Genomic DNA, 24,080 nt, shown 5'->3' with positions numbered 1-24,080 from the left:
TAACTCGCTAATACCTTAAACGCTGATTGAAAAATCAGCGTTTGTCTTAGAGAGATGTGAACAGTTCCACGAAAATCATTGGAAACCTAGTCATTCCCAACTCTCTCGGTTAACCTCCAAGCAGATATTTTATTGCAGGATTAAAGGATTTTTAAAATGGCTGAAGCAGCACCACAACAAGAAGCGCAAAACTTCGCAATCCAACGCATCTTCCTTAAAGATGTTTCTTTTGAAGCTCCAAACTCACCTAGCATGTTCCAAAAAGACTGGAACCCAGATGTTAAACTGGATCTAGATACTCAAAGCCGTGAACTTGGTGAAGGTGTTTATGAAGTGGTTCTTCGTCTAACAGTGACAGTGAAGAACGCAGAAGAAACAGCGTTCCTATGTGAAGTTCAGCAAGGTGGTATTTTCACTGCTGAGAAAATGGAAGCAGGCCAGCTAGCACATTGTTTAGGTGCATTCTGCCCGAACATCCTATTCCCATATGCGCGTGAGACGATCTCAAGCTTAGTCGTTAAAGGTACGTTCCCTCAACTAAACTTAGCACCAGTTAACTTTGACGCTCTGTTTATGAACTACCTACAGCAGCAAGCTCAGCAAGAAGGCCAAGCTGAAGCATAATCAGTGAGACCTCTGATCAGTCAGAGGTATGGTATAAAATGCACAGAGTGTCTTGCACAAGATACGATGTGCATTTTTTGTTTTACGTGCCAGTTACTGGGTTTTTGTTACTAATTTCTAAACGCTAGAGAGTAGTAACAAGATTCTAGTCAACCTAATGACAATCAGGCGGAACAATGAAAGACAACACCAACAATGCTTACGGTAAAGAAATTGCAATGACAGTCCTAGGTGCTGGCTCATACGGCACTTCCCTTGCAATCTCACTCGCGCGAAATGGTGCGAACGTAATCATTTGGGGCCACGAACCAGAACATATGGCTCGTCTAGAAGCCGACCGAGCTAATCACGAGTTTTTACCTGGGATTGAATTCCCAGATTCACTGATCGTTGAATCCGATTTAAAAAAAGCGGTTCAAGCGAGTCGCGATCTTTTGGTGGTCGTTCCAAGCCATGTGTTTGGTATAGTGCTGAATAACGTCAAGCCATACCTGCGTGAAGACTCTCGAATTTGCTGGGCGACGAAAGGTTTGGAGCCAGAAACGGGTCGGCTACTTAAAGATGTAGCAAATGAAGCGCTTGGTGAAGGGTACTCGTTAGCAGTCCTTTCAGGTCCTACCTTTGCTAAAGAGTTGGCGATGGGAATGCCGACTGCCATTTCTGTGGCTTCTCCTGATGCTGCTTTTGTTGCCGATCTTCAAGAGAAAATTCATTGCAGTAAGACGTTTCGAGTTTATGCCAACAGTGACTTTATCGGCATGCAATTAGGTGGTGCGGTTAAGAACGTGATTGCGATTGGTGCAGGCATGTCTGATGGCATCGGCTTTGGTGCCAATGCGCGTACAGCACTCATCACCCGTGGTCTTGCTGAAATGACACGTCTTGGTGCTGCGCTAGGTGCTCAACCAGAAACCTTTATGGGTATGGCTGGTCTTGGTGACCTTGTTCTGACCTGTACCGATAACCAGTCGCGCAACCGTCGCTTTGGTTTAGCGTTAGGTCAGGGTAAAGATGTCGATACGGCACAGCAAGAAATTGGTCAAGTAGTGGAAGGTTACCGCAATACCAAAGAGGTCTACCTATTGGCTGAGCGTATGGGCGTAGAGATGCCGATTGTTGACCAAATTTATCAAGTATTGTATCAAGGCAAGGATGCCAACTTGGCGGCCAAAGATTTACTTGCCCGAGATAAGAAAGCGGAAGCATAAGAGAACGACAGCAACACTGGATTTGTATCTAGATACTAGGGATTCAGTTCTAGGAAACGACATGAAACAATGTGAGAAACAGAAGGTATGGCACACCATTGTGAAGGAAGCACGTGAGCTTTCTGAGCAAGAGCCAATGTTAGCCAGCTTTTATCATGCGACCATTATTAAGCATGATAGCCTAAGCGCAGCGCTTAGCTATATTTTGGCAAACAAGCTAAATACGGCTTCTATGCCTGCAATGGCGGTTAGGGAAGTGGTAGAAGAAGCGTTGAATGCTGATCCGAGTATCAGCTCAGCAGCGGCCTGTGATATCTGCGCTACTGTTACTCGAGATCCTGCTGTTGCTATGTACTCAATGCCACTGCTCTATTTAAAAGGCTACCACGCGCTTCAGGGGTATCGAGTTGCCAACTGGCTATGGAAGCAGGGGCGTATCGCTTTAGCAACCTATCTACAAAATCAAATTTCTGTTGCGTGTCAGGTTGATATCCACCCAGCGGCTAAGATTGGCTATGGCATCATGCTTGACCATGCCACTGGGATCGTCATTGGTGAAACAGCGGTTGTTGAGAACGATGTGTCGATTCTTCAGGATGTCACGTTGGGCGGTACAGGTAAAGAGTGTGGCGATCGCCATCCTAAAATCCGTGAAGGTGTCATGATTGGTGCGGGTGCCAAAATACTGGGTAATATTGAAGTGGGCGAAGGGGCGAAGATTGGTTCTTGCTCGGTCGTGCTTCAACCAGTGCCTGCCCATACAACCGTTGCTGGTGTACCTGCTAAGATTGTGGGTCGCCCAACAACCGATAAACCGTCGTTGGATATGGATCAGCAATTTAACGGCAAGTCGCAAAGTTTTATCGGTGGCGATGGGATATAGCGTTAAGAACGCTTCGTTCCGAGTTTGGGCTTTATTAATTGAATTTTAAAGAAAAGGGTTGGCACTAGGTGCCAACCCTTAAATTTTTCTCACTTCTCGATTACGCTAGCGTATCCAATTCAGTCAGTACTTCTTGAGCCCACTCAACCCATGCTTGGCGAATCAGTAGGTTTCTGCGAAGCGTTAGACGCTCTAGACGTTGCTGCTTATCAAGTGTTGATGGCGTTGAGTAGTAAGCGTTTTCAATCTCTTGATAGTGAGCGACGAGCTTACGTGACTCTTCAACAAGTTCACCTAGCTGGGTACGGAATGGCGCAGAAGGTTGCACGGCACAAGCCATCAGCTTTGCAGAGAACTCGTCGCGAACCGTTGGGTGTGCGGTTGGTTGGTCGAACCATTCACCAAGAGCGGCGCGGCCCGAATCAGTAATTGAGTAAACCTTACGGTCTGGTTTTCCTTCTTGGGGTTCAAGAACACAAGTAACAAGATTGTTCTGAGCCATCTTATTAAGCTCACGGTACACTTGCTGGTGGCTCGCCTTCCAGAAGTAACCAATAGTCGCTGAAAATTCTTTAGTGATATCGTATCCAGTAGCGTCGCGCGTGCTTAATACGGTCAAGATAACGTGTGGTAATGACATGTCTTCAATCCAAATGGTCAATAAACTACAAAACTTAACCACTTCTTACTGTCGTGCTTCTAAAGGCACTCATTATCAGTATTTAAAGTGGCACCAACAAAGTTGGTCATGTCACCTAAAAAAGCCGTTTATCACCTAGGATCGATAAAAAGATTATCGAAAGCTGCAGTCTGTAGATTATATATAGTTAACCGCAGCGGTTGAGTAGTATATCTAAATAATAAGCATAAAGTAGAATAGAAGGACAAAATATCCCAAAAAAGTTACAAATAACTGCTTTGGGTTTGTTTTGTGGGATATTTATCTTTGTTGTGGTTTCTAATGTCTCTCGGCTGACATTATTTACTATCAAAGAAAAAGGTTGGTGTGATGACACCAACCTTTAACTGTGAGGGTTAGCCCGTGTTTCGCATACCCGCAGCAATACCCGCTATCGTAACCATCAGCGCTTCTTCCAGCTCTGGAGCGGCTTCTTGATCTTGACGAGTGCGGTAAAGCAGTTCTGCTTGCAGCATGTTCAATGGTTCAACATAGATGTTACGTAAGCGGATGGACTCTTGTCCCCAAGGGTCACTTTGCATCAGGTTCTCGTTGTTCTCTACATTAAGCACTGCTTTGATATCTTTTTGCAGTTGTTCACGTAGACGATCACCCAGTGGCAGTAGTTTAGGGTCTACCAAGCGTTCATCATAGTAACGAGAAATTTCCATATTGCACTTAGTGTAAACCATCTCAAGCATACCAAGACGTGTAGAGAAGAATGGCCATTCGCGACACATTTCCTCTAATAGCGCTTGATGTCCTTTGTCTACGGAGTATTGAATTGCCTCACCTGCACCTAGCCATGCTGGAAGGACAAGACGGTTTTGACTCCAAGAGAAAATCCATGGAATCGCACGTAGGCTTTCTACACCACCGTTAGGATTACGTTTAGCTGGTCGAGAACCAAGCGGTAGCTTACCCAGTTCCAACTCTGGCGTTGCTTGACGGAAGTAAGGCACAAAATCTGGCTCGCCACGAACGATGTTTCGGTATGCTTCACAGCTGACCTCTGACAAGACGTTCATCAAATCACGCCATTCTTGTTTTGGCTCTGGTGGTGGCAGTAGGTTTGCCTCAAGGATTGCACTTGCATAGAGGCTAAAGCTATTGACAGCAACTTCTGGAAGCCCAAGCTTGAAGCGAATCATTTCGCCTTGCTCTGTCACACGCAGACCGCCTTTTAGACTCTTTGGTGGCTGAGAAAGTAGTGCTGCATGCGCTGGTGCGCCACCGCGACCAATAGTACCGCCTCGGCCATGGAATAGGGTCAGTTCGACGCCCTCATCTTCAGCCACTTTTACAAGAGATTCCATGGCATGGTATTGAGCCCAGCCAGCAGACATCACGCCTGCGTCTTTAGCCGAATCTGAATAACCGATCATGACCATTTGATGGTTTTGAATAAAGCCACGGTATAGGTCGATGCCCATCAATTGTTTGATGACAGACTCTGCGTTGTTTAAGTCGTCTAACGTTTCAAACAATGGACAAACGTCCATACGATAAGGACAACCCGATTCTTGTAGCAACAGGTGAACGGCGAGTACATCGGAAGCGGTACGAGCCATCGAAATGACATAGGCACCGAAAGCTTCACGAGGTTGAAGGGCGATGATATTACACGTGTCCAAAACCTCTTGAACGGCTTCAGATGGCTGCCAATCACGTGGTAGTAGTGGACGTTTAGAGGCTAACTCGTTAGTTAGAAAAGCAATCTTATCTTGCTCGCTCCAATGGTTGTAATCACCAATACCTAGGTAGCGAGTCAGCTCAGACAATACATCTGAATGACGGGTACTTTCTTGACGAATATCGAGACGAACTAGATGGACACCAAAAGCTTTGATTCGGCGTAGGGTATCGAGTAATGAACCGTCAGCAATGATACCCATGCCACATTCGTGTAGGGATTGGTAACAGGCGTAGAGAGGTTCCCACAACTGTTCGACACGTTGCAGCGGCGCTTTGACCGCCAGTTTTTGACCATGAATCTTGGCGTCGAGAATCTCTTTGGTTTCGTTTAACAGCTCTCGAAGTTGCTTCAGTACAGCGCGGTAAGGTTCATGTTCATCGTCCCCCGCGAGTGCACGAACCGCGTCGTTACATTTGGTCATCGACAATTCGCTAACCAGCTCGTTGATATCGCCTAGATAGAGATCGGCCGCTTTCCAACGTGAGAGCAGTAATACTTCACGAGTAATGGTATGGGTGACAAATGGGTTACCATCTCGGTCACCACCCATCCATGATGAGAAGTGAACTGGTCGCGCATCAATAGGTAGTCCTTCGCCTAGGTAGCCTTCCAAACGTTGGTCTAGTTCTCTTAAGAAATCAGGTACCGCTTCCCATAATGAGTTTTCAACCACTGCAAAGCCCCATTTGGCCTCATCAAGTGGTGTTGGGCGCTGTTGACGGATGGTATCCGAGTGCCAACTTTGTGCGATTAACTGCTCAAGACGACGTTCCGTTTTTTGGCGCTCTTTAACGGATAGATCACTCAGTTCCAGTTTAGAAAGGCACTTGTTGATCTTAATCAGCTTGTGAATCATGGTTCGACGAGTGATTTCAGTAGGATGCGCGGTTAGTACCAACTCAATGTTTAGATCGCGTACAGCTTGGGCTGTATCAAGTTTACTGATGTCGTTTTGAGCCAGTTTTGAGAAAAGCGTATTGATAGCGTCTGGTTCGCATACATGAGCATCGCAGTGACGTGAAATCGTATGGTACTGCTCTGCCATGTTCGTTAGGTTTAGAAATTGGTTGAATGCATGAGCAACTGGAGTCAGTTGATCATTTGGCAGGCTTTTTATTTCATCAATCAAGCTTTTTCTATCTTGCTGATTGCCTGCGAGGGCGGACTTGGAAAGTTTACGAATGGTTTCTACTTTCTCTAGAAGTACGTCACCATGTGCGTCCTTGATGGTGTTGCCGAGCAAGTGTCCTAGCATGCTCACATTGCTTCTGAGCGCAGAGTATTTCTCGTTCATTATCTTCCTGCCTTGTAAAAAAATTACATCCAATGTTTCTTTGTTAGGTAGACAATCTAGCGAAAAATATCGCCGCGAGTCAAATACTGTAGGCTAAGTTTGCAAATATTGTGCAAATGAATGTAACGTCCAAAGATGCATGCGATTGACTAATTATGTTGAAAATTTATTACAAAAAAGGTTGGCGTAACACGCCAACCCTTCAATTTATCCGAATCCACTATTCAAGAGCGATTGCTTCTTCTTTGCCTCTAAAAACAATACTTATGCATCGCTTTTGACAAAACATCGATCGTTGGATCAATAAACTCGAACGCGAGGAATTCATCCGGTTGGTGCGCTTGATCGATTGACCCCGGCCCTAGAACGAGAGTCGGGCAGAGTTGTTGCAGGAAAGGCGCTTCTGTGCAGTAGTTGACAGTTTGAGATTCGAGCCCACAGATCTCTTCCACACCACCAATAAATGGGTGGTCATGCTGACATTCATAACCCGGAATGGGTTCATGAAGTGGAGTAATGCTGATTCGGCCAGGCCACTTAGCTTCAACTTCTTTAAGTGCGCCGCGCAACATATTGTCCAAACCGTCTAAACTGATGCCCGGTAAAGGACGTACATCATAATGCAGTTCGCAACAACCACAGATGCGGTTCGCACTGTCGCCACCATGAATATGACCAAGGTTAAGAGTGGGACTAGGGATAGCAAAACCTGGGTGGTGGTACTCTTTGATCAATTTATCGCGTAACTGCATTAGTGCAAATAGAACTTCATGCATGATCTCAATCGCATTCACACCTAATGAAGGATCTGAAGAGTGCCCGGATTTCCCCGTAACTCGCACGGCATTGGCGACATGGCCTTTGTGACCTCGGATAGGCACTAAGCTGGTTGGCTCACCAATAATGCAGTAGTCCGGTTTAAACGGTGCATTCTCAGTAAAGTGGCGTGCACCCAGCATGGTTGTCTCTTCATCGCAGGTAGCCAGTATATAAAGAGGCTTGATCTGTTTACTCCAATCGACTTTTTTTACGGCTTCTATAATAAAGGCGAAAAAGCCCTTCATATCTGCCGTACCTAAACCATAGAAGCGATTGTTTGCTTCAGTTAACGCGTGAGGTTCAAAATTCCATCGCGCTTGATCGAATGGCACGGTATCGCTGTGACCCGCGAGTAGCAGACCACCTTCTCCACTGCCTTTCTTGGCAATTAGATTGAGTTTCCCTTCTTCGACGGTTGTGACTTCGACGCTGAAGCCGACATCCTTTAGCCATCCTGCTAATTTTTCAATGACTTTGGCGTTGCCTTCATCCCAACTTGGGTCTGTCGAGCTAATAGAAGAGGTGGAAATCAGGCCGCTGTAGACCTCAAGAAAACTTGGTAATTTCATATTTAGTTTACATTCCCTGTTGACAGAGTACGGTTAAGAAGGTAAAACACATATTAAATCACTTTTATTGAATAAAAAACCAATAAAAGCGAAATTAATTAAATTTATAGTCACTCATTGAGTGGTGATTTTAGGTCGAATTGGATGTCTCAGATGCTTAAAACCACAATCATAGGCGCAAGCGGTTATACCGGAGCAGAGCTTGCTCTGATGGTGCACAAACACCCTGAACTTACGCTATCAGGTTTGTATGTTTCCGCCAATAGCTTAGATGCGGGGAAATGCATCTCGCAATTACACGGTAAGTTAGCTGGGATTATTAGTCAGTCTGTACTGCCTCTTACTGATGTTGAAGCTGTCGCAATTGAAAGTGATGTGGTGTTTTTAGCGACTGCGCATGAAGTCAGCCACGACCTAGCCCCTCTTTTTCTTGCTCAAGGCTGTCAGGTCTTCGACTTGTCTGGCGCTTTCCGTGTAAAGAAAGAAGGGTTCTATAACCAGTTTTACGGTTTTGAGCATCAGCATGAATCTTGGCTAGATAACTCGGTTTATGGCTTAGCGGAATGGAACGATGACGGAATCAAGCAGTGTCAGCTTATCGCTGTTCCTGGTTGTTACCCAACAGCGTCTCAATTGGCAATTAAACCGTTATTGGAAGCGGGTCTTGTTGATGAAAGTCAGTGGCCAGTGATCAATGCGACTAGCGGTGTCTCTGGAGCGGGCAGAAAGGCAACCATGACCAATAGCTACTGCGAAGTGAGCTTACAGCCTTACGGTGTATTTAATCATCGTCATCAGCCAGAAATTGCTAGCCACTTAGGTCGTGAGGTGATTTTCACACCGCACCTTGGCAACTTTAAACGCGGGATACTTGCCACAATCACGCTCAAACTTGCTCAAAATGTGACAGAGCAGCAGGTCGCTCAAGCATTTCATGCAGCTTATGAAAATAAGCCGGCAGTGCGTCTCACCGTTGACGTGCTACCAAGTATTCAAAATGTAGAAAATACACCTTTCTGCGATATCGGCTGGAAGGTTCAAGGTGAGCACATCATCGTAGTCTCTGCGATTGATAACTTACTAAAAGGTGCATCAAGTCAAGCGATGCAATGTTTAAACATCCACTACGGATTTCCAGAGTTAACTGCCCTTATTTAGGCAAATACGCTTAAGCAAGTAGGTAAAGGGACGAGTAATGACAGATAACAAATCAACTCCATTAGTGATCAAATTAGGCGGTGCTGCACTGTCTTGTACTGAGACTCTTAGCCAGGTATTTGGCGCAATTGCGAATTATCAAAAGCAGGCTCAGCGACGAATTGTGATCGTCCACGGAGGGGGTTATCTGGTGGACGATCTAATGGCTGCCCTACAACTTAAAACAGTGAAAAAGGACGGTCTAAGAGTCACTCCTTACGATCAAATTGGAGTGATTACCGGTGCTTTAGCAGGCACGGCAAACAAGATGCTACAAGGCCAGGCGATTAAAGATGGGCTGAATGCGGTCGGTCTAAGCCTTGCGGATGGCGGGCTATGCCATGTTGAAGAGCTCGATCCTGAGTTGGGTGCGGTTGGCAAAGCAACCCCAGGCGACTCAACCGTGCTTCAAGCTGTTCTTGCCGCTGGCGCTTTGCCAATCATTAGCTCGATCGGCTTAACAGCAAATGGTCAGATGATGAATGTGAATGCCGATCAAGCGGCAGTTGCCGTCGCAGGTGCTCTCGACGCTGAGTTAGTTCTGCTATCAGACGTGAGTGGTGTTCTCGATGGAAAAGGTCATTTGATCAAGAGCCTTGATGAAAAGCAAGCACAGAGCTTAATTCAAGGGCATGTGATCACTGACGGTATGATCGTCAAAGTGAACGCTGCACTTGAAGCTGCGAACGATTTAGGTCGCCCAATTGAAGTTGCGACTTGGCGTTACCCAGACAAGCTGGTTGATCTGTTTGCCGGACAAAGCATCGGAACTCAGTTCTTACCTAAGCAATAAACCAATGAATTAGCTGCAACGCATGTAGCGGTGCAGCCAAAAAAAAACAATCAGGATGTAACCCGTAGCACTGACCGCCAAGCGCAGAGCCGGGATTTTGGAGAAAAGAAAGATGAGCAAAGTTCAAGTAAATAAAGTTGTTGTCGCATACTCTGGCGGTCTGGATACTTCAGTCATTATTCCGTGGCTAAAAGAGAACTATGACTGTGAAGTTATCGCATTTGTCGCAGATGTTGGCCAAGGTGCAGAAGAGCTAGAAGGTATCGAAGCAAAAGCAAAAGCTTCTGGTGCATCTGAGTGTTATATCGCGGATCTGAAAGAAGAGATGGTCGCGGAATACATTTATCCAACGCTTAAAACGGGCGCTTACTACGAAGGTAAGTACTTACTAGGAACCTCAATGGCGCGTCCGATCATTGCTAAGGCTCAGGTAGAAGTAGCACGTAAAGTAGGTGCGGATGCACTGTGTCACGGTTGTACTGGTAAAGGTAATGACCAAGTTCGTTTTGAAGGAGCATTCGCCGCTCTAGCACCGGATTTACACGTTATCGCACCTTGGCGTGAGTGGGATCTTGTTAGCCGTGAAGAGTGTCTTGACTACCTCGCTGAGCGTAATATTCCGTGTACCGCATCATTAACGAAAATTTATTCACGTGATGCAAACGCATGGCATATCTCAACCGAAGGTGGTGTTCTTGAAGAGACTTGGAATGCGCCGAATGAAGATTGCTGGGTTTGGACCGTTGATCCAGAGCAAGCGCCAAACGAAGCGGAATATGTCACGCTAAAAGTTGAAAAAGGCGAAGTGGTTGCTGTTGATGGTGAAACAATGACGCCATACAACGCACTGGTTTACCTAAATGAAAAAGGTGCTAAACACGGTGTAGGGCGTATTGATATCGTCGAGAACCGTTTGGTTGGTATGAAGTCACGTGGTTGTTACGAAACTCCAGGGGGCACTATCATGATGGAAGCACTGCGTGCAGTAGAGCAACTGGTGCTGGATAAAACATCATTTGAGTTCCGTGAAGAGCTAGGCCTAAAAGCATCTCATCTAGTGTACGACGGCCGTTGGTTCACACCGCTATGTAAATCGATTCTCGCTGCATCAGAAGAGCTGGCTCAGGACGTGAACGGTGAAGTAGTGGTTAAACTATACAAAGGTCAAGCGACAGTGACTCAAAAGCGTTCAGACAACAGCCTATATTGTGAGAAGTTTGCGACCTTCGGTGAAGACGAAGTGTACGATCAAAGCCACGCGGAAGGCTTCATTCGTCTCTACTCGCTATCAAGCCGTATTCGTGCGTTGAATAGCCAGAAAAAATAATTGAGATATGCATTAACAGTTAGAGCCCATTTGGTATCCAAATGGGCTTTTTACGTATATGTTCATCGCAGATGAGTGATAGATTTTATCGTGAATAAATATGTAAAAATAATGAATTAATACTTTATTTTTGTTGGGTTTTGCCGTAACTTTGATTCATCATAAAAACTGAATCAGATTCAGAGTCATTTTAAGCAATATAGCTACTAGCACAAATAGTGAGCAAGGTAATCAGGAGAAACGCGATGGCATTATGGGGCGGAAGATTTACCCAAGCGGCAGATACGAGATTCAAAGACTTTAACGACTCATTGCGCTTCGATTACCGACTAGCTGAACAAGATATTGTAGGGTCAATCGCTTGGTCTAAGGCTCTGATGTCTGTTGGCGTGCTGAGTGAAGAAGAGCAGCAGAAGCTCGAACTGGCATTGAATGAACTCAAGCTAGAGGTGATGGAAGACCCACACCAAATCTTGCGCTCAGATGCAGAAGACATCCACTCTTGGGTTGAGCAGCAGTTGATTGGCAAAGTGGGAGACTTAGGTAAAAAGCTCCACACTGGTCGTTCGCGTAACGATCAGGTCGCAACCGACTTAAAGCTATGGTGTCGTCAACAAGGGCAGCAGTTACTTATGGCGCTTGATCGCCTTCAAGCTCAGATGGTATCGGTAGCGAAACAGCATCAGGATACGGTTCTTCCTGGCTATACCCATCTACAACGTGCGCAGCCAGTGACCTTTGCTCATTGGTGTTTGGCGTATGTGGAAATGTTCGAGCGTGACTACTCGCGCTTACATGATGCGATTACCCGCCTTGATACCTGTCCACTAGGTTCAGGTGCGCTAGCAGGCACGGCTTATCCGATCGATCGTGAAGTGTTAGCGCATAATCTGGGTTTCCGCAGAGCAACACGTAACTCTCTTGATTCAGTTTCCGATCGTGACCATGTTATGGAGCTGATGTCTGTCGCCTCTATTTCGATGCTGCATTTGTCTCGCCTTGCTGAAGATATGATCTTTTACAACTCGGGTGAGTCTAACTTTATCGAATTGGCTGATACCGTCACCTCTGGCTCATCACTGATGCCACAGAAGAAAAACCCCGATGCTCTTGAACTGATTCGTGGCAAAACCGGTCGTGTTTACGGTTCATTGGCAGGCATGATGATGACGGTTAAAGCTCTGCCTCTTGCGTACAACAAAGATATGCAGGAAGACAAAGAAGGCTTGTTCGATGCGCTCGATACGTGGAACGATTGTATGGAGATGGCTGCACTTTGCTTTGACGGCATCAAGGTAAATAAAGAACGTACGCTTGAAGCGGCCAAGCAAGGCTATGCGAATGCGACTGAGTTGGCTGACTATTTGGTCGCGAAAGGGATCCCATTCCGTGAAGCTCACCATATTGTTGGTGTGGCTGTCGTGGGTGCGATTGCTAAAGGCAGTGCTCTAGAAGAGCTTTCTATCGCAGAGCTCAAAGAGTTTTCAGACGTTATCGAAGAGGATGTATACAGTATTCTGACCATCGAGTCGTGCTTAGAAAAACGCAGCGCTTTAGGTGGGGTTTCACCTAAGCAGGTTGCCTATGCGGTTGAGCAGGCCGAAGGACGTTTGATTAAACGTGATACCTCCGCGGTGAAGGTGAGACCAGCACGTCTGACGGATATTGAAGCATTGGAAGGTATGGTGGCTTACTGGGCGAATATGGGTGAAAACTTACCGCGTTCACGTAGCGAACTTGTGCGTGATATTGGCTCATTTGCTGTCGCGGAACATCATGGGGAAGTGACTGGTTGTGCATCCCTTTATGTGTATGACTCGGGTTTAGCTGAAATTCGCTCATTAGGTGTTGAAGCTGGCTGGCAAAAACAGGGACAAGGCAGTGCGATTGTTCAGTATTTGGTAGAAAAAGCCCGTTTGATGGCAATCAAAAAAGTGTTTGTTCTAACGAGAACGCCAGAGTTCTTTATGAAGCAGGCCTTCTTGCCGACATCGAAGTCATTATTGCCTGAGAAGGTACTAAAAGATTGCGATCAATGTCCAAGGCAACACGCTTGTGACGAAGTGGCACTTGAAGTCAATCTGGTTGAGCAAGCCATTGCACGCGTCAGCGTCGCGTAAGTGATTGAATCTGAATGTATCAAAAAAGATCAAAAAAGATCGTTCTTTTTTGGAACTAATAAGATTAAGCAGAGTCTATAAAAATACCACTGCTTTTTCTTAGAAGAATCTAAGAAGGCCCCAAACCAGATATTGGTTTTGGGGCTTTTTCTTTTTTAGCGTCTCGCTAAATTTGATTGGCTCGAGCACTTCGCTGTTATGGTGCTACTCTTCGCCATTGCGTTTTCGCCATGGAAGGATCACAAAGCGCATCCAAAGGTGCAGGAAGAGTAGACCGTTGAAAGCAAAACCAGCCAAAATAAGCGCGATCGATTCGATAGTTTTCGGGTTATCTTTAAACGCAAACCACCATACAATCCAACATAAAACAGAAAGCACAGAGAGTTGATCGAGACATCTTTGGCAGCGGCCAAGTTTTTTCCAAAACCATTGGCTGTTTTTACAATACTGGCATGTCATGCTGGTGGCTTATTAGTGAGCGTATTGAGTGGTTTATATCCTAACCCAGAGAGAACGTGCTATTCCACAACCAGATACAAAAAAGCGAGCCATTTAGGCTCGCTTTCGATTTTGGATTAGCAGCCTGGGCCGCAATCTAGACAGTGTTTGATCATCTCTGGACCTAGATGTAGTTTAGCGTTTAGGTCACGTAAGGCTGTGCGTACACCCTCTTCGATCACCGGATGATAGAAAGGCATATCTAACATCTCAGACACAGTCATTTTATTCTGGTGTGCCCAGGCTAGCAGGTGAGCTAGGTGCTCTGCATTCGGTCCCATCATCTCAGCACCGAGGAAGCGACCAGTACCCTGTTCTCCGTATACGTGAAGGATGCCTTTATTGCGTAACATAACGCGAGATCGACCTTGGTTTTCAAATGAAACTTCACCCGTCGCGAAACAGCCACAATTACCTAAACGTGTGGTTAGCTGCTTATAGGTCTCACCAACCATTGCGATTTGCGGGTCAGAGAAGACGGCTGATATTGGTGAACGACGCAGGCCTGCACGAATATCTGGGAAACGACCTGCGTTATCCCCTGCGATACGCGCTTGATCTGCTGCTTCGTGCAGCAATGGAATTTGGTTGCTGGCATCTCCAGCAATAAAGATGCTCTCTACTGACGTTTGCAGCGTGTAATATTCAGCGGTTGGAACGCCGCGCTCATCCAGCTCTAGAGTGGTATTCTCCAAGCCTAGTTTATCAACGTTTGGTCGACGTCCAGTGGCTGCCAATACATAGTCAACGATAAAGCTTTCCAATTCACCATCTTGATTAATAAAGAGAATTTCAACTTTGTCTGTGCCGTCAATACGCTTCATGCTTTCGATTTTAACGTCCGCATCCAAGTAAAACTCTTGCTTGAAAGCTTTATCTGCGTAAGCCATGACTTCAGGGTCTGTGATTGGGCCTACTTGACCACCAAGACCAAACAGCTTCACGTTGACACCTAAACGATGCAGCGCTTGTCCAAGTTCAAGACCAATAACACCAGGGCCAAATACAGCAACAGCTTGAGGAAGATCATCCCAGTCAAACACATCGTCATTAATGATGAGACGATCCCCGAGTTCGTTCCAAACCGCAGGGTATGCTGGACGTGAGCCCGTCGCGATAACAATACGTTTCGCGTGGATCTGAGTATGGTCATCCACCATCAAGGTGTTGTTGTCGATAAATTTTGCGTAACCAGCAATCTTGTCTTCTGCTGGGATCTCATCGACACCTTCCAGTACAAAGCCTACAAAACGGTCACGTTCACGTTTTACACGATCCATTACTTCGCGGCCGTTAATCACGATTTCGCCTTGAGGATGAACACCAAAACCTGGTGCTTTTTCGATTTGGTGAACGCTTTCAGCCGCAGCAATCAATAGCTTCGAAGGCATACAACCTACGCGAGCACAAGTGGTGCCGTATGGGCCGCCTTCAATCATCACAACGCTGTTTGTATGTGCTTTTGCTGCGCGGTATGCGCCTAAACCTGCTGTACCACCACCAATAACGGCAACATCGACATTTAACTGTTTCATAATTGGGTCTCGCTGTTTACTCCAAGCGTTTTCGAGTGAGAAAGCTTGAGGATTTGAATCTATGTTTGTATCAATCTGGATAAGTCGTGGGACTGCCCTGAGACAACGACTTATCAAGACTGGGGAGGAGTAGAATTTAGGTGTCCCCCGCACCGCAGTGGCACGGGAGACTGAGGGTTTTATTAGCCTAGGTAAGCTTCTAGCTCTTCGCTGCCACCGATGTGTTTACCACCGATGAAAACTTGAGGAACTGTAGAGCGGCCAGTGACTGCACGTAGACTTACTGTTGTCGCATCTTTACCCAAAACCACTTCTTCATACTGAAGACCGTGGTCAATCAGGTTTTGTTTCGCTTTCGCACAGAATGGGCAGCCTGGTTTAGTAAACACAGTGATAGATTCTTGTGTTTTGTAGTCAGGAGCGATGTACGCAAGCATTGTGTCAGCGTCAGAGACTTTGAACGGGTCACCTGGTTCGTTTGGTTCGATGAACATTTTTTCTACTACGCCATCTTTAACCAGCATGCTGTAGCGCCATGAACGTTTGCCGAAGCCAAGGTCGTTTTTGTCAACTAGCATACCCATACCGTCTGTGAACTCACCGTTACCGTCAGGAATGAAGGTAATATTTTCTGCTTCCTGATCCTGTTTCCATGCGTTCATAACGAATGTGTCATTGACCGATACACATAGGATTTCATCAACACCATGCTCTTTGAATACAGGGAACAACTCATTGTAACGAGGTAGGTGGCTTGATGAACAAGTCGGAGTAAACGCACCAGGTAGGCTGAATACTAATACAGTCTTACCTTTAAATAGCTCATCAGTGGTTACGTTAACCCATGCATCACCTTGACGGGTTGGGAAAGTAACTTGTGGTACGTTTTGACCTTCTTTAGATGCAAACATATTTGTTTCCTTTTGATTTTATGTAATTTGGTGGTAAGTCTTATCAGTGCTTTCACTGTGCTCCGTTTCGATGAAGCTATTATTAAAAAAATCCTTTGATAGCTCTAATCGTTTAATGCTATGGTTTTGATAGATAATTTCTATCTACTAGGATGGGGAAACAACCAATTATGAATATTCGAGATTTTGAGTATTTAGTCGCGCTCGCTGAGCACAAACATTTTCGTAAAGCTGCTGAGGCGTGTTTCGTCAGTCAACCTACGTTGAGTGGTCAGATCCGCAAACTAGAAGATGAATTAGGAGCGGCCCTACTGGAAAGAAGCAGCCGCAGGGTACTGTTTACCGACGCGGGGTTACAATTGGTTGACCAAGCAAAGCGAATTCTCGCAGAGGTGAAAACCTTTAGAGATATGGCCAGTGGTCAAGCTGGTGAGATGGTCGGGCCAATGCATATCGGTTTTATTCCGACAGTCGGACCTTATCTGCTGCCTAAAATCGTCCCTATGCTAAAAGAGCGTTTTCCGGATTTAGAACTGTTTCTCCATGAGGCTCAAACGCATCAATTGGTGCGCCAGCTAGAGGATGGCAAACTTGACTGTCTTGTTCTGGCGGCTGTGACAGAAACGGCGCCTTTCAAGGAGATTGAGATCTACAATGAGCCACTGAGTGTCGCTGTTCCTTGTGGCCATGAATGGGCTGATCTTGATGAACTTGATATGTTGGAACTCAATGGCAAAACTGTGCTGGCATTGGGTGATGGCCACTGTCTACGTGATCAGGCCTTGGGCTTTTGTTTTGCCGCAGGTGCGAAAGATGACGAGCGCTTTAAAGCAACCAGTTTGGAAACTCTGAGAAACATGGTTGCCGCAGGCGCGGGAATTACACTCTTGCCTGAGCTGTCATTGCCAAAAGAGAAGCAGAAGGATGGCGTTTGCTACGTTAAGGCGATCAATCCTGTGCCTTCGCGTAGTATCGTGTTGGCTTACCGACCAGGGTCTCCCTTAAGAGCTCGTTTCGAGCAGCTTGCTGAAGCCATCGCACATCAGTTAGCGCAATCGCAGGCGTAGAATACTGAGATAAAAAAAGAGGTTGATGTCTGCACATCAACCTCTTTTTTATTGGTTAGAACAGCTCTTCACCACCATTTTCTGAGGTATAGATGCTGTTTGAGAGCTCATTGGTGACAAACTCAGTTGGTTCTGTTCCTTCAAGGAAATATTCGAACATGGAGCTTGAATCAAACTTATTGGTAAGTAGACCTGAGTCTCTGTCGATGCGAACACGGACAATGTTTTCAGGGATGACTTTCGCTTGTTCAGGTACCCCAACTAAAGCGGTGTGCATAAAGTCTACCCATGCTGGCTGAGCGGTTTTGGCTCCTGCTTCTGCACCTGAAATCTGATTTTTATCCAAGTTGCTGTTTGGCTTGGTTGTCCCTAGATTACGATTGTGGTCATCAAACCCAACCCAAGCGATTGCAACCATACCTGGGCCATAGCCGTTGTACCAAGCATCTTTAGAGTCGTTTGTGGTACCGGTTTTGCCCCCTATATCACGACGTTCTAACGATTGAGCTCGCCAGCCTGTGCCGTTCCAGCCAGTACCGTCACGCCAGTTACCGCCACCCCAAATATTGCTGTACATCATTTCGCGCATTAAGAATGCAGTCTGCTCAGAAATAACTTGAGGTGCATACTGGGGTGTCTGTTGTTCAGTCACGTCTTGCTCAGCAAATTGGCCGCTAATGCTTTGCGCTGACTCACAGCCCTGACGGCAGATGGTTTTAGGTGTGGCTTCAAATTCTAGGTCTCCAAATGGTCCTTCTACGCGACTAATATAGAAAGGTTCCACATAGTAACCACCGTTGGCGAAAACAGAATAGCCTTGCGCCATTTTGATTGGCGTTAAGCTGCCTGCGCCGAGTGCAATTGTTTCTGATCGTGGTAACTGATCAAGTTCAAAACCAAAACGCGTTAGGTACTCACGGGTCTCATCAAGGCCGACTTCACGCAGCACGCGCACTGCCATCACGTTTTTCGATTGAGCTAAACCAATACGCAGACGAGTTGGGCCAATGTAGGTTGGTGGTGAGTTCTTAGGACGCCACGCTGTTCCCTGACTTTGATCCCATTGGTTAATCGGTGCGTCATTGACCAGCGATGCTAGGGTCATTCCTTTATCGATCGCGGCAGAGTAGATAAATGGTTTAATACTTGAACCTACCTGACGTACCGATTGTGTCGCACGGTTAAATTTGTTGTGGACAAAGTTGAAGCCACCCACCAGAGAAAGTACAGCGCCATTTTCAGGATTCATAGCAACGAAAGCCGTGTTGGCATTTGGAACCTGACTGAGATGCCATGCAAATGTTGCTTCGTCGTTATCTGAGGTGATCTTGACTTGGCGTACCCAGATTTGTTCACCAGCTTTGAGCACTTCTTTTGCGTTTGATGGTGACTGACCTTGGCGGTCATCCGTTAGGAACTTACGTGCCCATTTGATGTTATCCCAAGTTAAGGTTTGAATGCCTTGTCCTTTTACTGAGATGGTTGCTTGTTTGTTTTCAACCTTAGTGACAACAGCAGGGATGAGTTCACCGTAGCTTGGTACATCGTTGAGAGTTTTATCTATTTGGGCTTGTTCAAACGCGGCTTGGTCTTCTTTCCACAATACTTTCTCAGCACCGCGGTAGCCGTGACGCTCATCATAAGCGAGTAGGTTGTTAATCGCAGAGTCGTTTGCTGCGGCTTGCAGTTTAGAATCGACCGTGGTGTAGATCTTCATACCAGAGGTGTATGCCTCGTCTTCACCGTAACGTGCAACCATCCAAGCACGAGCAAGTTCAGCTACATAAGGTGCACTTAGTTCAATTTCAGCGCCATGGTATTGAGACATGATCGGTTCTTCACGAGCTTGGTCGTACTCATCTTGCGTGATGTATTTTTCATCGAGCATTCGAAGTAAAACAACATTGCGTCGATGAGTGGCACGTTCTAATGAGTAAATTGGGTTCATTGTCGACGGAGCTTTAGGCATGCCCGCTAAAATGGCAATCTCACTTAGGCTTAAATCTTTAAGCTCTTTGCCAAAATAGGTTTGTGCAGCGGCACCAAAGCCATATGAACGGTAGCCTAAGAAAATCTTGTTGACGTACAGCTCCATGATCTCTTCTTTGCTTAGAAGCTGTTCAATATGGATGGCAATGAATATCTCTTTGATTTTACGCATTATCTTCTTCTCGTTGGAGAGGAAGAAGTTACGCGCTAGCTGCTGCGTAATGGTACTCGCACCTTGTTTCGCTGAGCCAGAAAGTGCCACCACAACCGCCGCTCGAGTAATACCAATTGGGTCAATACCTGGGTGGTCATAGAAACGGCTATCTTCGGTTGCGATAAGCGCTTCAATAAGATGTTGGGGAATGTCGTCATAGGCGACAGGTATGCGACGTTTTTCGCCGAACTGAGAGATCAGTTTGCCATCTTGACTAAATACCTGCATCGGAGTTTGCAGTTTAACGTCTTTTAGGGTGGCTACATCTGGTAGCTCGGGTTTGACATATAAATAGAAACCGAAAATAGTTCCGATTCCAAGAAATATGCAAATCAGTGTGAAAATAAACAAACGCTTTATGAACTTCACCGGAGATTCCCTGAATAATTGGGTTCACTATATGCAAACCCTTGTATTTTAAGCTAACAGTTAGCTCAATCATTTATGTGCTTATTGAACCATTCACTTACGCATAAGAGCTTAGCAACTATAAGGCATTAGCAGCATGGGTAAATCAGTAGTTTCAGGTATTGATATCGGCCACCACAGTATAAAAGTGGTCGTACTTAAACCATACAAGGGCAGATACGCACTGGTAGGTTACCAAGAGTTACCGATTGAAGCTGGCATTTTCTCTGATAACCACATGTTAAATTATCAGAAAATTGTAAAGAAACTCAAAGAACTAAGGAAGACTTTACCAAGAATTAGTCGCAAAGTAGCACTTACTCTCGCTGATAATTCAGTAATAAGTAAAGTATTACAGATAGATAGTGCCACTAGTCGGCATGAAATAGAATTTGCTCTTCTCGATGCATTTTCGTCTCAGTCCCCCTTTCCTGTAGAGGAGTTGTGCTTAGATTACGTTGAGCTGGAGGAGCAAAACACCGATCAATTTCGATTGTTTCAAGTTTTCGCGACCAAAAAGGGTGTCGTGAATAATCGAATTGAAGTGCTGCGAGCCGCAGGAATGTCGCCGCTGCTGATAGACCTTCGTTCACACAGCCTAGCCCGAGTTTGGCAACTGGCGGCGAGTCAGTTAGGTCGCAATGACTGGATGCTCATCAATATCGATCGGCATCTATCGACAGTGTGTATTGATTTTCCTCTTCATGCTCCTTATTGCAAGGATATTCATGTCGGCAATGAAGATAAGCATAAGCCGACCTTATCACAGTGCCAGTTCAAGGCATTCGCGCAAGGATTAGTCGAGAAGCTAAAACGACAAATTCAGCTCATTGCATCCATCTACAATGTCAACATTCAGGGAGTTTGGTTATGCGGAGAGGCAGGGCAGCTGTCAAAACTCTCTAAATGGCTACACATTTACTTAAAGCTAGAATGTCAGGTACTTGATCCCTTTGAACTACTAGAGTGGTCGTCTTGTCGCGTGCAAAGAAGTGAGTTAGAGGGAGGGGCATTTGCGATCGCCACCGGAGCGGCCTTGCGAGGTGTTAGCTGGTTGGAGTCGAAGAGTGCTGTATAACGTTAATTTACTTCCTTGGAGAGAATGGCGCAGGCACCAAAAAAAGCAGCGCTTGAAGTGGTTAGTTAACTCAGGTGTTATGGTGGCTCTTGCTATTCAAGGTTGGGCGGGTATCTATATTGATCACCAAATTGATATCAAGCTATCTCACTTGGCATTATTGAACTCAGAGTTAGCACAGACAAAACAGCAACAAGGAGAGTTGGACAATGTGCGGCGAGAGCTGAACAACGTCCGTGGGCATCATGAAGCATTAGCTGAGCTGAAGCAACGAACCGACAGCGTTGTTCAGTTTATTGAATCACTTCCTGTCTATATCCCGTTACGTGTGTATCTCGTTAGCCTTCAGATGGTGGGGAATAAGATTGAAATGGTGGCGATCAGCAGAGAGATCGCCAATATCAGAGCACTACTAGACTCACTCGAAAATTGCCTACGGTGCCAACAGATCCGAATTCATTCGATAACCAATGACAGTTACTTTTCTGGCCTTCTTTACCACAAAGCGGAGCTCTCATTTTCGCTAGATGGCAGTGAGGGGCTTCCAAATGGCTAAGCTAACTTTCAACATTGAACAATGGTCACAATGGCCATTGCGTTACCAACTACTCATCACTCTACTCTTTTTCGTGTTTATACAGGGTATTGGTTATCAATGGTATCTAACCCCAAAACTAGCCCAAGTCGTCGTCACTGAAAAACAGCAACAACAACTGCAATTGCTGATTGATGAGAGTTTGGTGAAACTTGCTGAATTGGCAGATATTAAAGCGAACTACCGTCTAGCACTGGAACAAAAGAGGCAGATCTCGGCTCCCTTCTTGTCTCAACCCGATATCACCGATGTGGTGGTTGAAATAAACCAGCTTGGTGTAGAGCGAAACCTGACATTCACTCGTATCGAAGTGCAAAAGCAAGACACGGACCGATTATTCTATCGCCAGCTTATTAATATTGAGCTGAGTGGGCGCTATTTTGATATCGGAGCATTTATCCGCGCTCTCGCTCAACTCCCTCAAGTGATCGTCGTTGAAGAGGTTCATTGGCAAAATAGCGCAGAGGCAAGTTCGCCATTGAAACTCCGACTGCGGGTCTATCTTTATCAGTTGTTGATTGGAGAGAACAATGAAGACTAAGGTTCTCTCTGCCTTAGTGGTTGGCTTGATGGCAAAAGGATGCCTAGCCAAGCAAGAACTCGTGGCATCTAAGATGGATTATCTTACTGAGGCATCGGTATCTGTATTATTGGCTAGGGATGCACAAGGTCTTAGTGCTAAACGGGCGGTTCGAGATCCGTTTGAGCTGCCAGTCATCGAGATTCAGACTCAAAACAAGAGCGTCGAGAACCAATTATCAACGTGCCAGCCCACGATTGATTGTCCGCTCAACAACTGGTTACTCAAAGGCACCATCATTGGTGCGAAAGCAGCCTCTGCGTTTCTCCAAACACCTCAAGGAGAGATAAAACGTGCGACGACAGAGCAATCTCTCGATTCGGGAGCAATGGTTGTTGAGCAGATAACGGCTGACTCAGTCGTGATGCGAGAAGTGCTTTCTGAACCAGAACGGCGGTCAGTTCGACATTCTCTCAAACTGCGTTGAGTAAATAGAAGGTATCTTATGAGTGAGTCTTGGCCGAGGAAAATGAGTAGCAACATCCACTCTCTATCACTGTGGTTGCTTGTCACGATGCTATGTATATGGACAAGTGATAGCACTGCTGATGCGCTGGAGTCTACAGGTCGCGACGAATACAGCGACCAGCAAAGGAATGAGGTAGAGGTGGATGGAGACCAACTGTCGATTAACTTCCAAGATATTCCAGTGAGAATTGTATTGCAGTTGTTGGCGGAACACAGCGATTTTAACATTGTGGTGTCAGATTCGGTTAGTGGGAATCTGAGTTTACGACTCACTAAGGTCTCTTGGCAGCAGGTGTTTAATACCATTCTCAAGTCAAAACAACTGGGGAAATGGGTCGAAGATGGGGTGATCATCGTTGCGCCATTATCTGAAGTTGAAGAGCGGGAAAAACAGATTCTAGATAGCACTCGATCGGAGAGGGAACGACAACAGGCGATCTCGGAGGTTATTTGGGTCAAATACGCTAAGGCTGCCGATTTGTTACTGATGCTAAGTAACAATGAAAGTGGCCGTAACCCGTATCTATCAGAGAGAGGCACCCTGAGTGTTGATGAGCGCACCAACGCTCTACTTATTCATGATTTAGAACCTAATGTGATAGGCGTTAGAAACATCGTACGTTCACTGGATATTCCCCTCAAGCAGGTGCAGATAGAGGCTCGTATTGTCACAGTGGATGAAGGGCAATTGGACGAGTTGGGCGTCCGATGGGGATTAGATCGCACAAACCGAAACACGGTGATAGGGGGCAGTATTGAGGAAAATACACTTGAAGAATTTACCCTCGACCAAATGCTGAATGTCAACCTCGGTTCGACTTCAGTTAATGCCGCCAATATCGCTTTTCAGCTTGCGACTTTAGGCTCGGATGTATTACTTGATCTTGAGTTATCAGCAATGCAATCAGAAGCGAAGGCGGAGGTCATATCAAGACCGAGACTCATGACCACAAATAAACAGGCAGCCTACATAGAGCAAGGGACAGAAATTCCCTATTTTGAAACATCGGATAAAGGTGTGGTTAGTGTTGAATTCAAAAAGGCGGTACTGAGCTTAGAGGTCACACCGCAGATTTTGTCTGAAGATAAATTGATACTCGATTTGAACGTGACTCAAGACCGGCCAGGTAATGTGGTCAAAGCGGGGAAAAATGAAGCGCTGGCGATCAATACTCAGAGACTCGAGACGCAAGTTTTGGTTAACGATGGTCAAACCGTCGTCCTGGGAGGGATCTATCAATACAGTGTGACTGATTCTATAGATAAGGTTCCTATGCTTGGTGATATTCCTATTCTGGGAACGCTGTTTCGTCGTACTTACCAAAATATCGCTAAAAGCGAGTTGCTGATTTTCGTCACTCCAACCATAGTCACAGAGTCAGATTTCTCTGAGGTGCGAAAATAAATTTGCATTAATGGCACCTTATCTAGATAATTTCGGGTCTTATCACGAATTATCTGTGAGGAATCGGTGCCACAAGCTTTTCCATCGCTAGTACTATACTGGCTTTTCTTGTGGCGATGTCAT

Annotated in this window: 20 protein-coding genes; 13 read left to right on the top strand and 7 right to left on the bottom strand. The window is 45.9% G+C overall.

The window, feature by feature from the left end; all coding sequences use genetic code 11:
• Positions 1–156: 156 nt before the first annotated feature.
• The 3 genes from secB (at position 157) to cysE (ending at position 2,715) form a co-directional block, all read left to right on the top strand.
• Positions 157–624 carry a protein-export chaperone SecB gene (gene secB / locus ACQEXT_RS15685; RefSeq protein WP_138971081.1) on the top strand — a complete coding sequence of 156 codons (468 nt, stop codon included), beginning with the start codon at positions 157–159 and terminating at the stop codon, positions 622–624.
• Between the two features lie 176 nt (positions 625–800).
• Positions 801–1,832 carry an NAD(P)H-dependent glycerol-3-phosphate dehydrogenase gene (gene gpsA / locus ACQEXT_RS15680; protein ID WP_138971080.1) on the top strand — a complete coding sequence of 344 codons (1,032 nt, stop codon included), beginning with the start codon at positions 801–803 and terminating at the stop codon, positions 1,830–1,832.
• A gap of 61 nt (positions 1,833–1,893) precedes the next feature.
• Positions 1,894–2,715: a serine O-acetyltransferase gene (gene cysE, locus ACQEXT_RS15675; protein ID WP_138971079.1), complete on the top strand. Its 822-nt coding sequence runs from the start codon at positions 1,894–1,896 to the stop codon at positions 2,713–2,715.
• Between the two features lie 100 nt (positions 2,716–2,815).
• Here the strand turns inward: cysE and ACQEXT_RS15670 are convergent, their stop codons facing one another.
• The 3 genes from ACQEXT_RS15670 to argE all read right to left on the bottom strand — a co-directional run bounded on the left by ACQEXT_RS15670 (position 2,816) and on the right by argE (position 7,772).
• Positions 2,816–3,355, bottom strand: coding sequence for a PadR family transcriptional regulator (locus ACQEXT_RS15670; protein ID WP_138971078.1), 540 nt, complete (start codon positions 3,353–3,355; stop codon positions 2,816–2,818).
• Between the two features lie 395 nt (positions 3,356–3,750).
• Positions 3,751–6,384, bottom strand: a complete 2,634-nt coding sequence (ppc, locus tag ACQEXT_RS15665) for a phosphoenolpyruvate carboxylase (protein ID WP_269378369.1) — start codon at positions 6,382–6,384, stop codon at positions 3,751–3,753.
• A 251-nt stretch (positions 6,385–6,635) separates the two neighbouring features.
• Positions 6,636–7,772, bottom strand: a complete 1,137-nt coding sequence (gene argE / locus ACQEXT_RS15660; RefSeq protein WP_426952924.1) for an acetylornithine deacetylase — start codon at positions 7,770–7,772, stop codon at positions 6,636–6,638.
• A 153-nt stretch (positions 7,773–7,925) separates the two neighbouring features.
• Here argE and argC point away from each other — a divergent pair, with 153 nt between their 5' ends.
• The 4 genes from argC to argH all read left to right on the top strand — a co-directional run bounded on the left by argC (position 7,926) and on the right by argH (position 13,209).
• A complete protein-coding gene (argC, locus tag ACQEXT_RS15655; RefSeq protein ID WP_331417691.1) occupies positions 7,926–8,930 on the top strand; it encodes an N-acetyl-gamma-glutamyl-phosphate reductase in 1,005 nt (334 codons plus the stop codon).
• Between the two features lie 37 nt (positions 8,931–8,967).
• Positions 8,968–9,762: an acetylglutamate kinase gene (gene argB / locus ACQEXT_RS15650; protein WP_426952923.1), complete on the top strand. Its 795-nt coding sequence runs from the start codon at positions 8,968–8,970 to the stop codon at positions 9,760–9,762.
• 112 nt (positions 9,763–9,874) lie between these two features.
• Positions 9,875–11,089, top strand: a complete 1,215-nt coding sequence (locus ACQEXT_RS15645) for an argininosuccinate synthase (protein ID WP_138971075.1) — start codon at positions 9,875–9,877, stop codon at positions 11,087–11,089.
• A gap of 245 nt (positions 11,090–11,334) precedes the next feature.
• Complete coding sequence (gene argH / locus ACQEXT_RS15640; protein WP_138971074.1) at positions 11,335–13,209, top strand: argininosuccinate lyase; 1,875 nt, start codon at positions 11,335–11,337, stop codon at positions 13,207–13,209.
• 204 nt (positions 13,210–13,413) lie between these two features.
• On the opposite strand, the gene ACQEXT_RS15635 is transcribed toward argH, so the two are convergent.
• The 3 genes from ACQEXT_RS15635 to ACQEXT_RS15625 all read right to left on the bottom strand — a co-directional run bounded on the left by ACQEXT_RS15635 (position 13,414) and on the right by ACQEXT_RS15625 (position 16,153).
• Positions 13,414–13,668: a DUF3624 domain-containing protein gene (locus ACQEXT_RS15635; RefSeq protein ID WP_426952922.1), complete on the bottom strand. Its 255-nt coding sequence runs from the start codon at positions 13,666–13,668 to the stop codon at positions 13,414–13,416.
• A 116-nt stretch (positions 13,669–13,784) separates the two neighbouring features.
• Complete coding sequence (locus tag ACQEXT_RS15630) at positions 13,785–15,242, bottom strand: dihydrolipoyl dehydrogenase (RefSeq protein WP_426952921.1); 1,458 nt, start codon at positions 15,240–15,242, stop codon at positions 13,785–13,787.
• 182 nt (positions 15,243–15,424) lie between these two features.
• Entirely contained in the window at positions 15,425–16,153 is a 729-nt protein-coding gene (locus tag ACQEXT_RS15625; RefSeq protein WP_269378362.1) for a redoxin family protein, read from the bottom strand.
• 170 nt (positions 16,154–16,323) lie between these two features.
• Here ACQEXT_RS15625 and oxyR point away from each other — a divergent pair, with 170 nt between their 5' ends.
• The gene (oxyR, locus tag ACQEXT_RS15620) at positions 16,324–17,220 is read left to right on the top strand and encodes a DNA-binding transcriptional regulator OxyR (RefSeq protein ID WP_426952920.1); all 897 of its coding nucleotides are present in this window, start codon (positions 16,324–16,326) and stop codon (positions 17,218–17,220) included.
• Between the two features lie 55 nt (positions 17,221–17,275).
• On the opposite strand, the gene ACQEXT_RS15615 is transcribed toward oxyR, so the two are convergent.
• Positions 17,276–19,792 (bottom strand): penicillin-binding protein 1A, encoded by a 2,517-nt coding sequence (locus ACQEXT_RS15615; RefSeq protein WP_426952919.1) that lies wholly within the window; start codon positions 19,790–19,792, stop codon positions 17,276–17,278.
• 136 nt (positions 19,793–19,928) lie between these two features.
• Between ACQEXT_RS15615 and pilM the strand changes: the two genes are divergently transcribed.
• From pilM to ACQEXT_RS15590, 5 genes are read left to right on the top strand one after another with little or no spacing between them, the layout of a single operon-like run.
• On the top strand, positions 19,929–20,909 hold the full coding sequence (pilM, locus tag ACQEXT_RS15610; RefSeq protein WP_426952918.1) for a type IV pilus assembly protein PilM: 981 nt from the start codon (positions 19,929–19,931) through the stop codon (positions 20,907–20,909).
• Entirely contained in the window at positions 20,899–21,465 is a 567-nt protein-coding gene (locus tag ACQEXT_RS15605) for a PilN domain-containing protein (protein ID WP_426952917.1), read from the top strand. The genes pilM and ACQEXT_RS15605 overlap by 11 nt, the downstream gene beginning before the upstream one ends.
• On the top strand, positions 21,458–22,045 hold the full coding sequence (locus tag ACQEXT_RS15600) for a type 4a pilus biogenesis protein PilO (RefSeq protein ID WP_426952916.1): 588 nt from the start codon (positions 21,458–21,460) through the stop codon (positions 22,043–22,045). Before ACQEXT_RS15605 ends, ACQEXT_RS15600 begins: the two co-directional genes overlap by 8 nt.
• The gene (locus ACQEXT_RS15595) at positions 22,035–22,511 is read left to right on the top strand and encodes a hypothetical protein (RefSeq protein WP_426952915.1); all 477 of its coding nucleotides are present in this window, start codon (positions 22,035–22,037) and stop codon (positions 22,509–22,511) included. Before ACQEXT_RS15600 ends, ACQEXT_RS15595 begins: the two co-directional genes overlap by 11 nt.
• 18 nt (positions 22,512–22,529) lie before the next feature.
• Positions 22,530–23,957, top strand: a complete 1,428-nt coding sequence (locus tag ACQEXT_RS15590) for a type IV pilus secretin PilQ (protein WP_426952914.1) — start codon at positions 22,530–22,532, stop codon at positions 23,955–23,957.
• The last annotated feature ends 123 nt before the right edge of the window (positions 23,958–24,080 follow it).

The organism is Vibrio sp. TRT 29B02, from assembly GCF_050113655.1.
Lineage (GTDB): Bacteria > Pseudomonadota > Gammaproteobacteria > Enterobacterales > Vibrionaceae > Vibrio.
The sequence above is the reverse complement of the archived record's forward strand: the minus strand, read 5'-3'. Positions and strand labels throughout refer to the sequence as shown.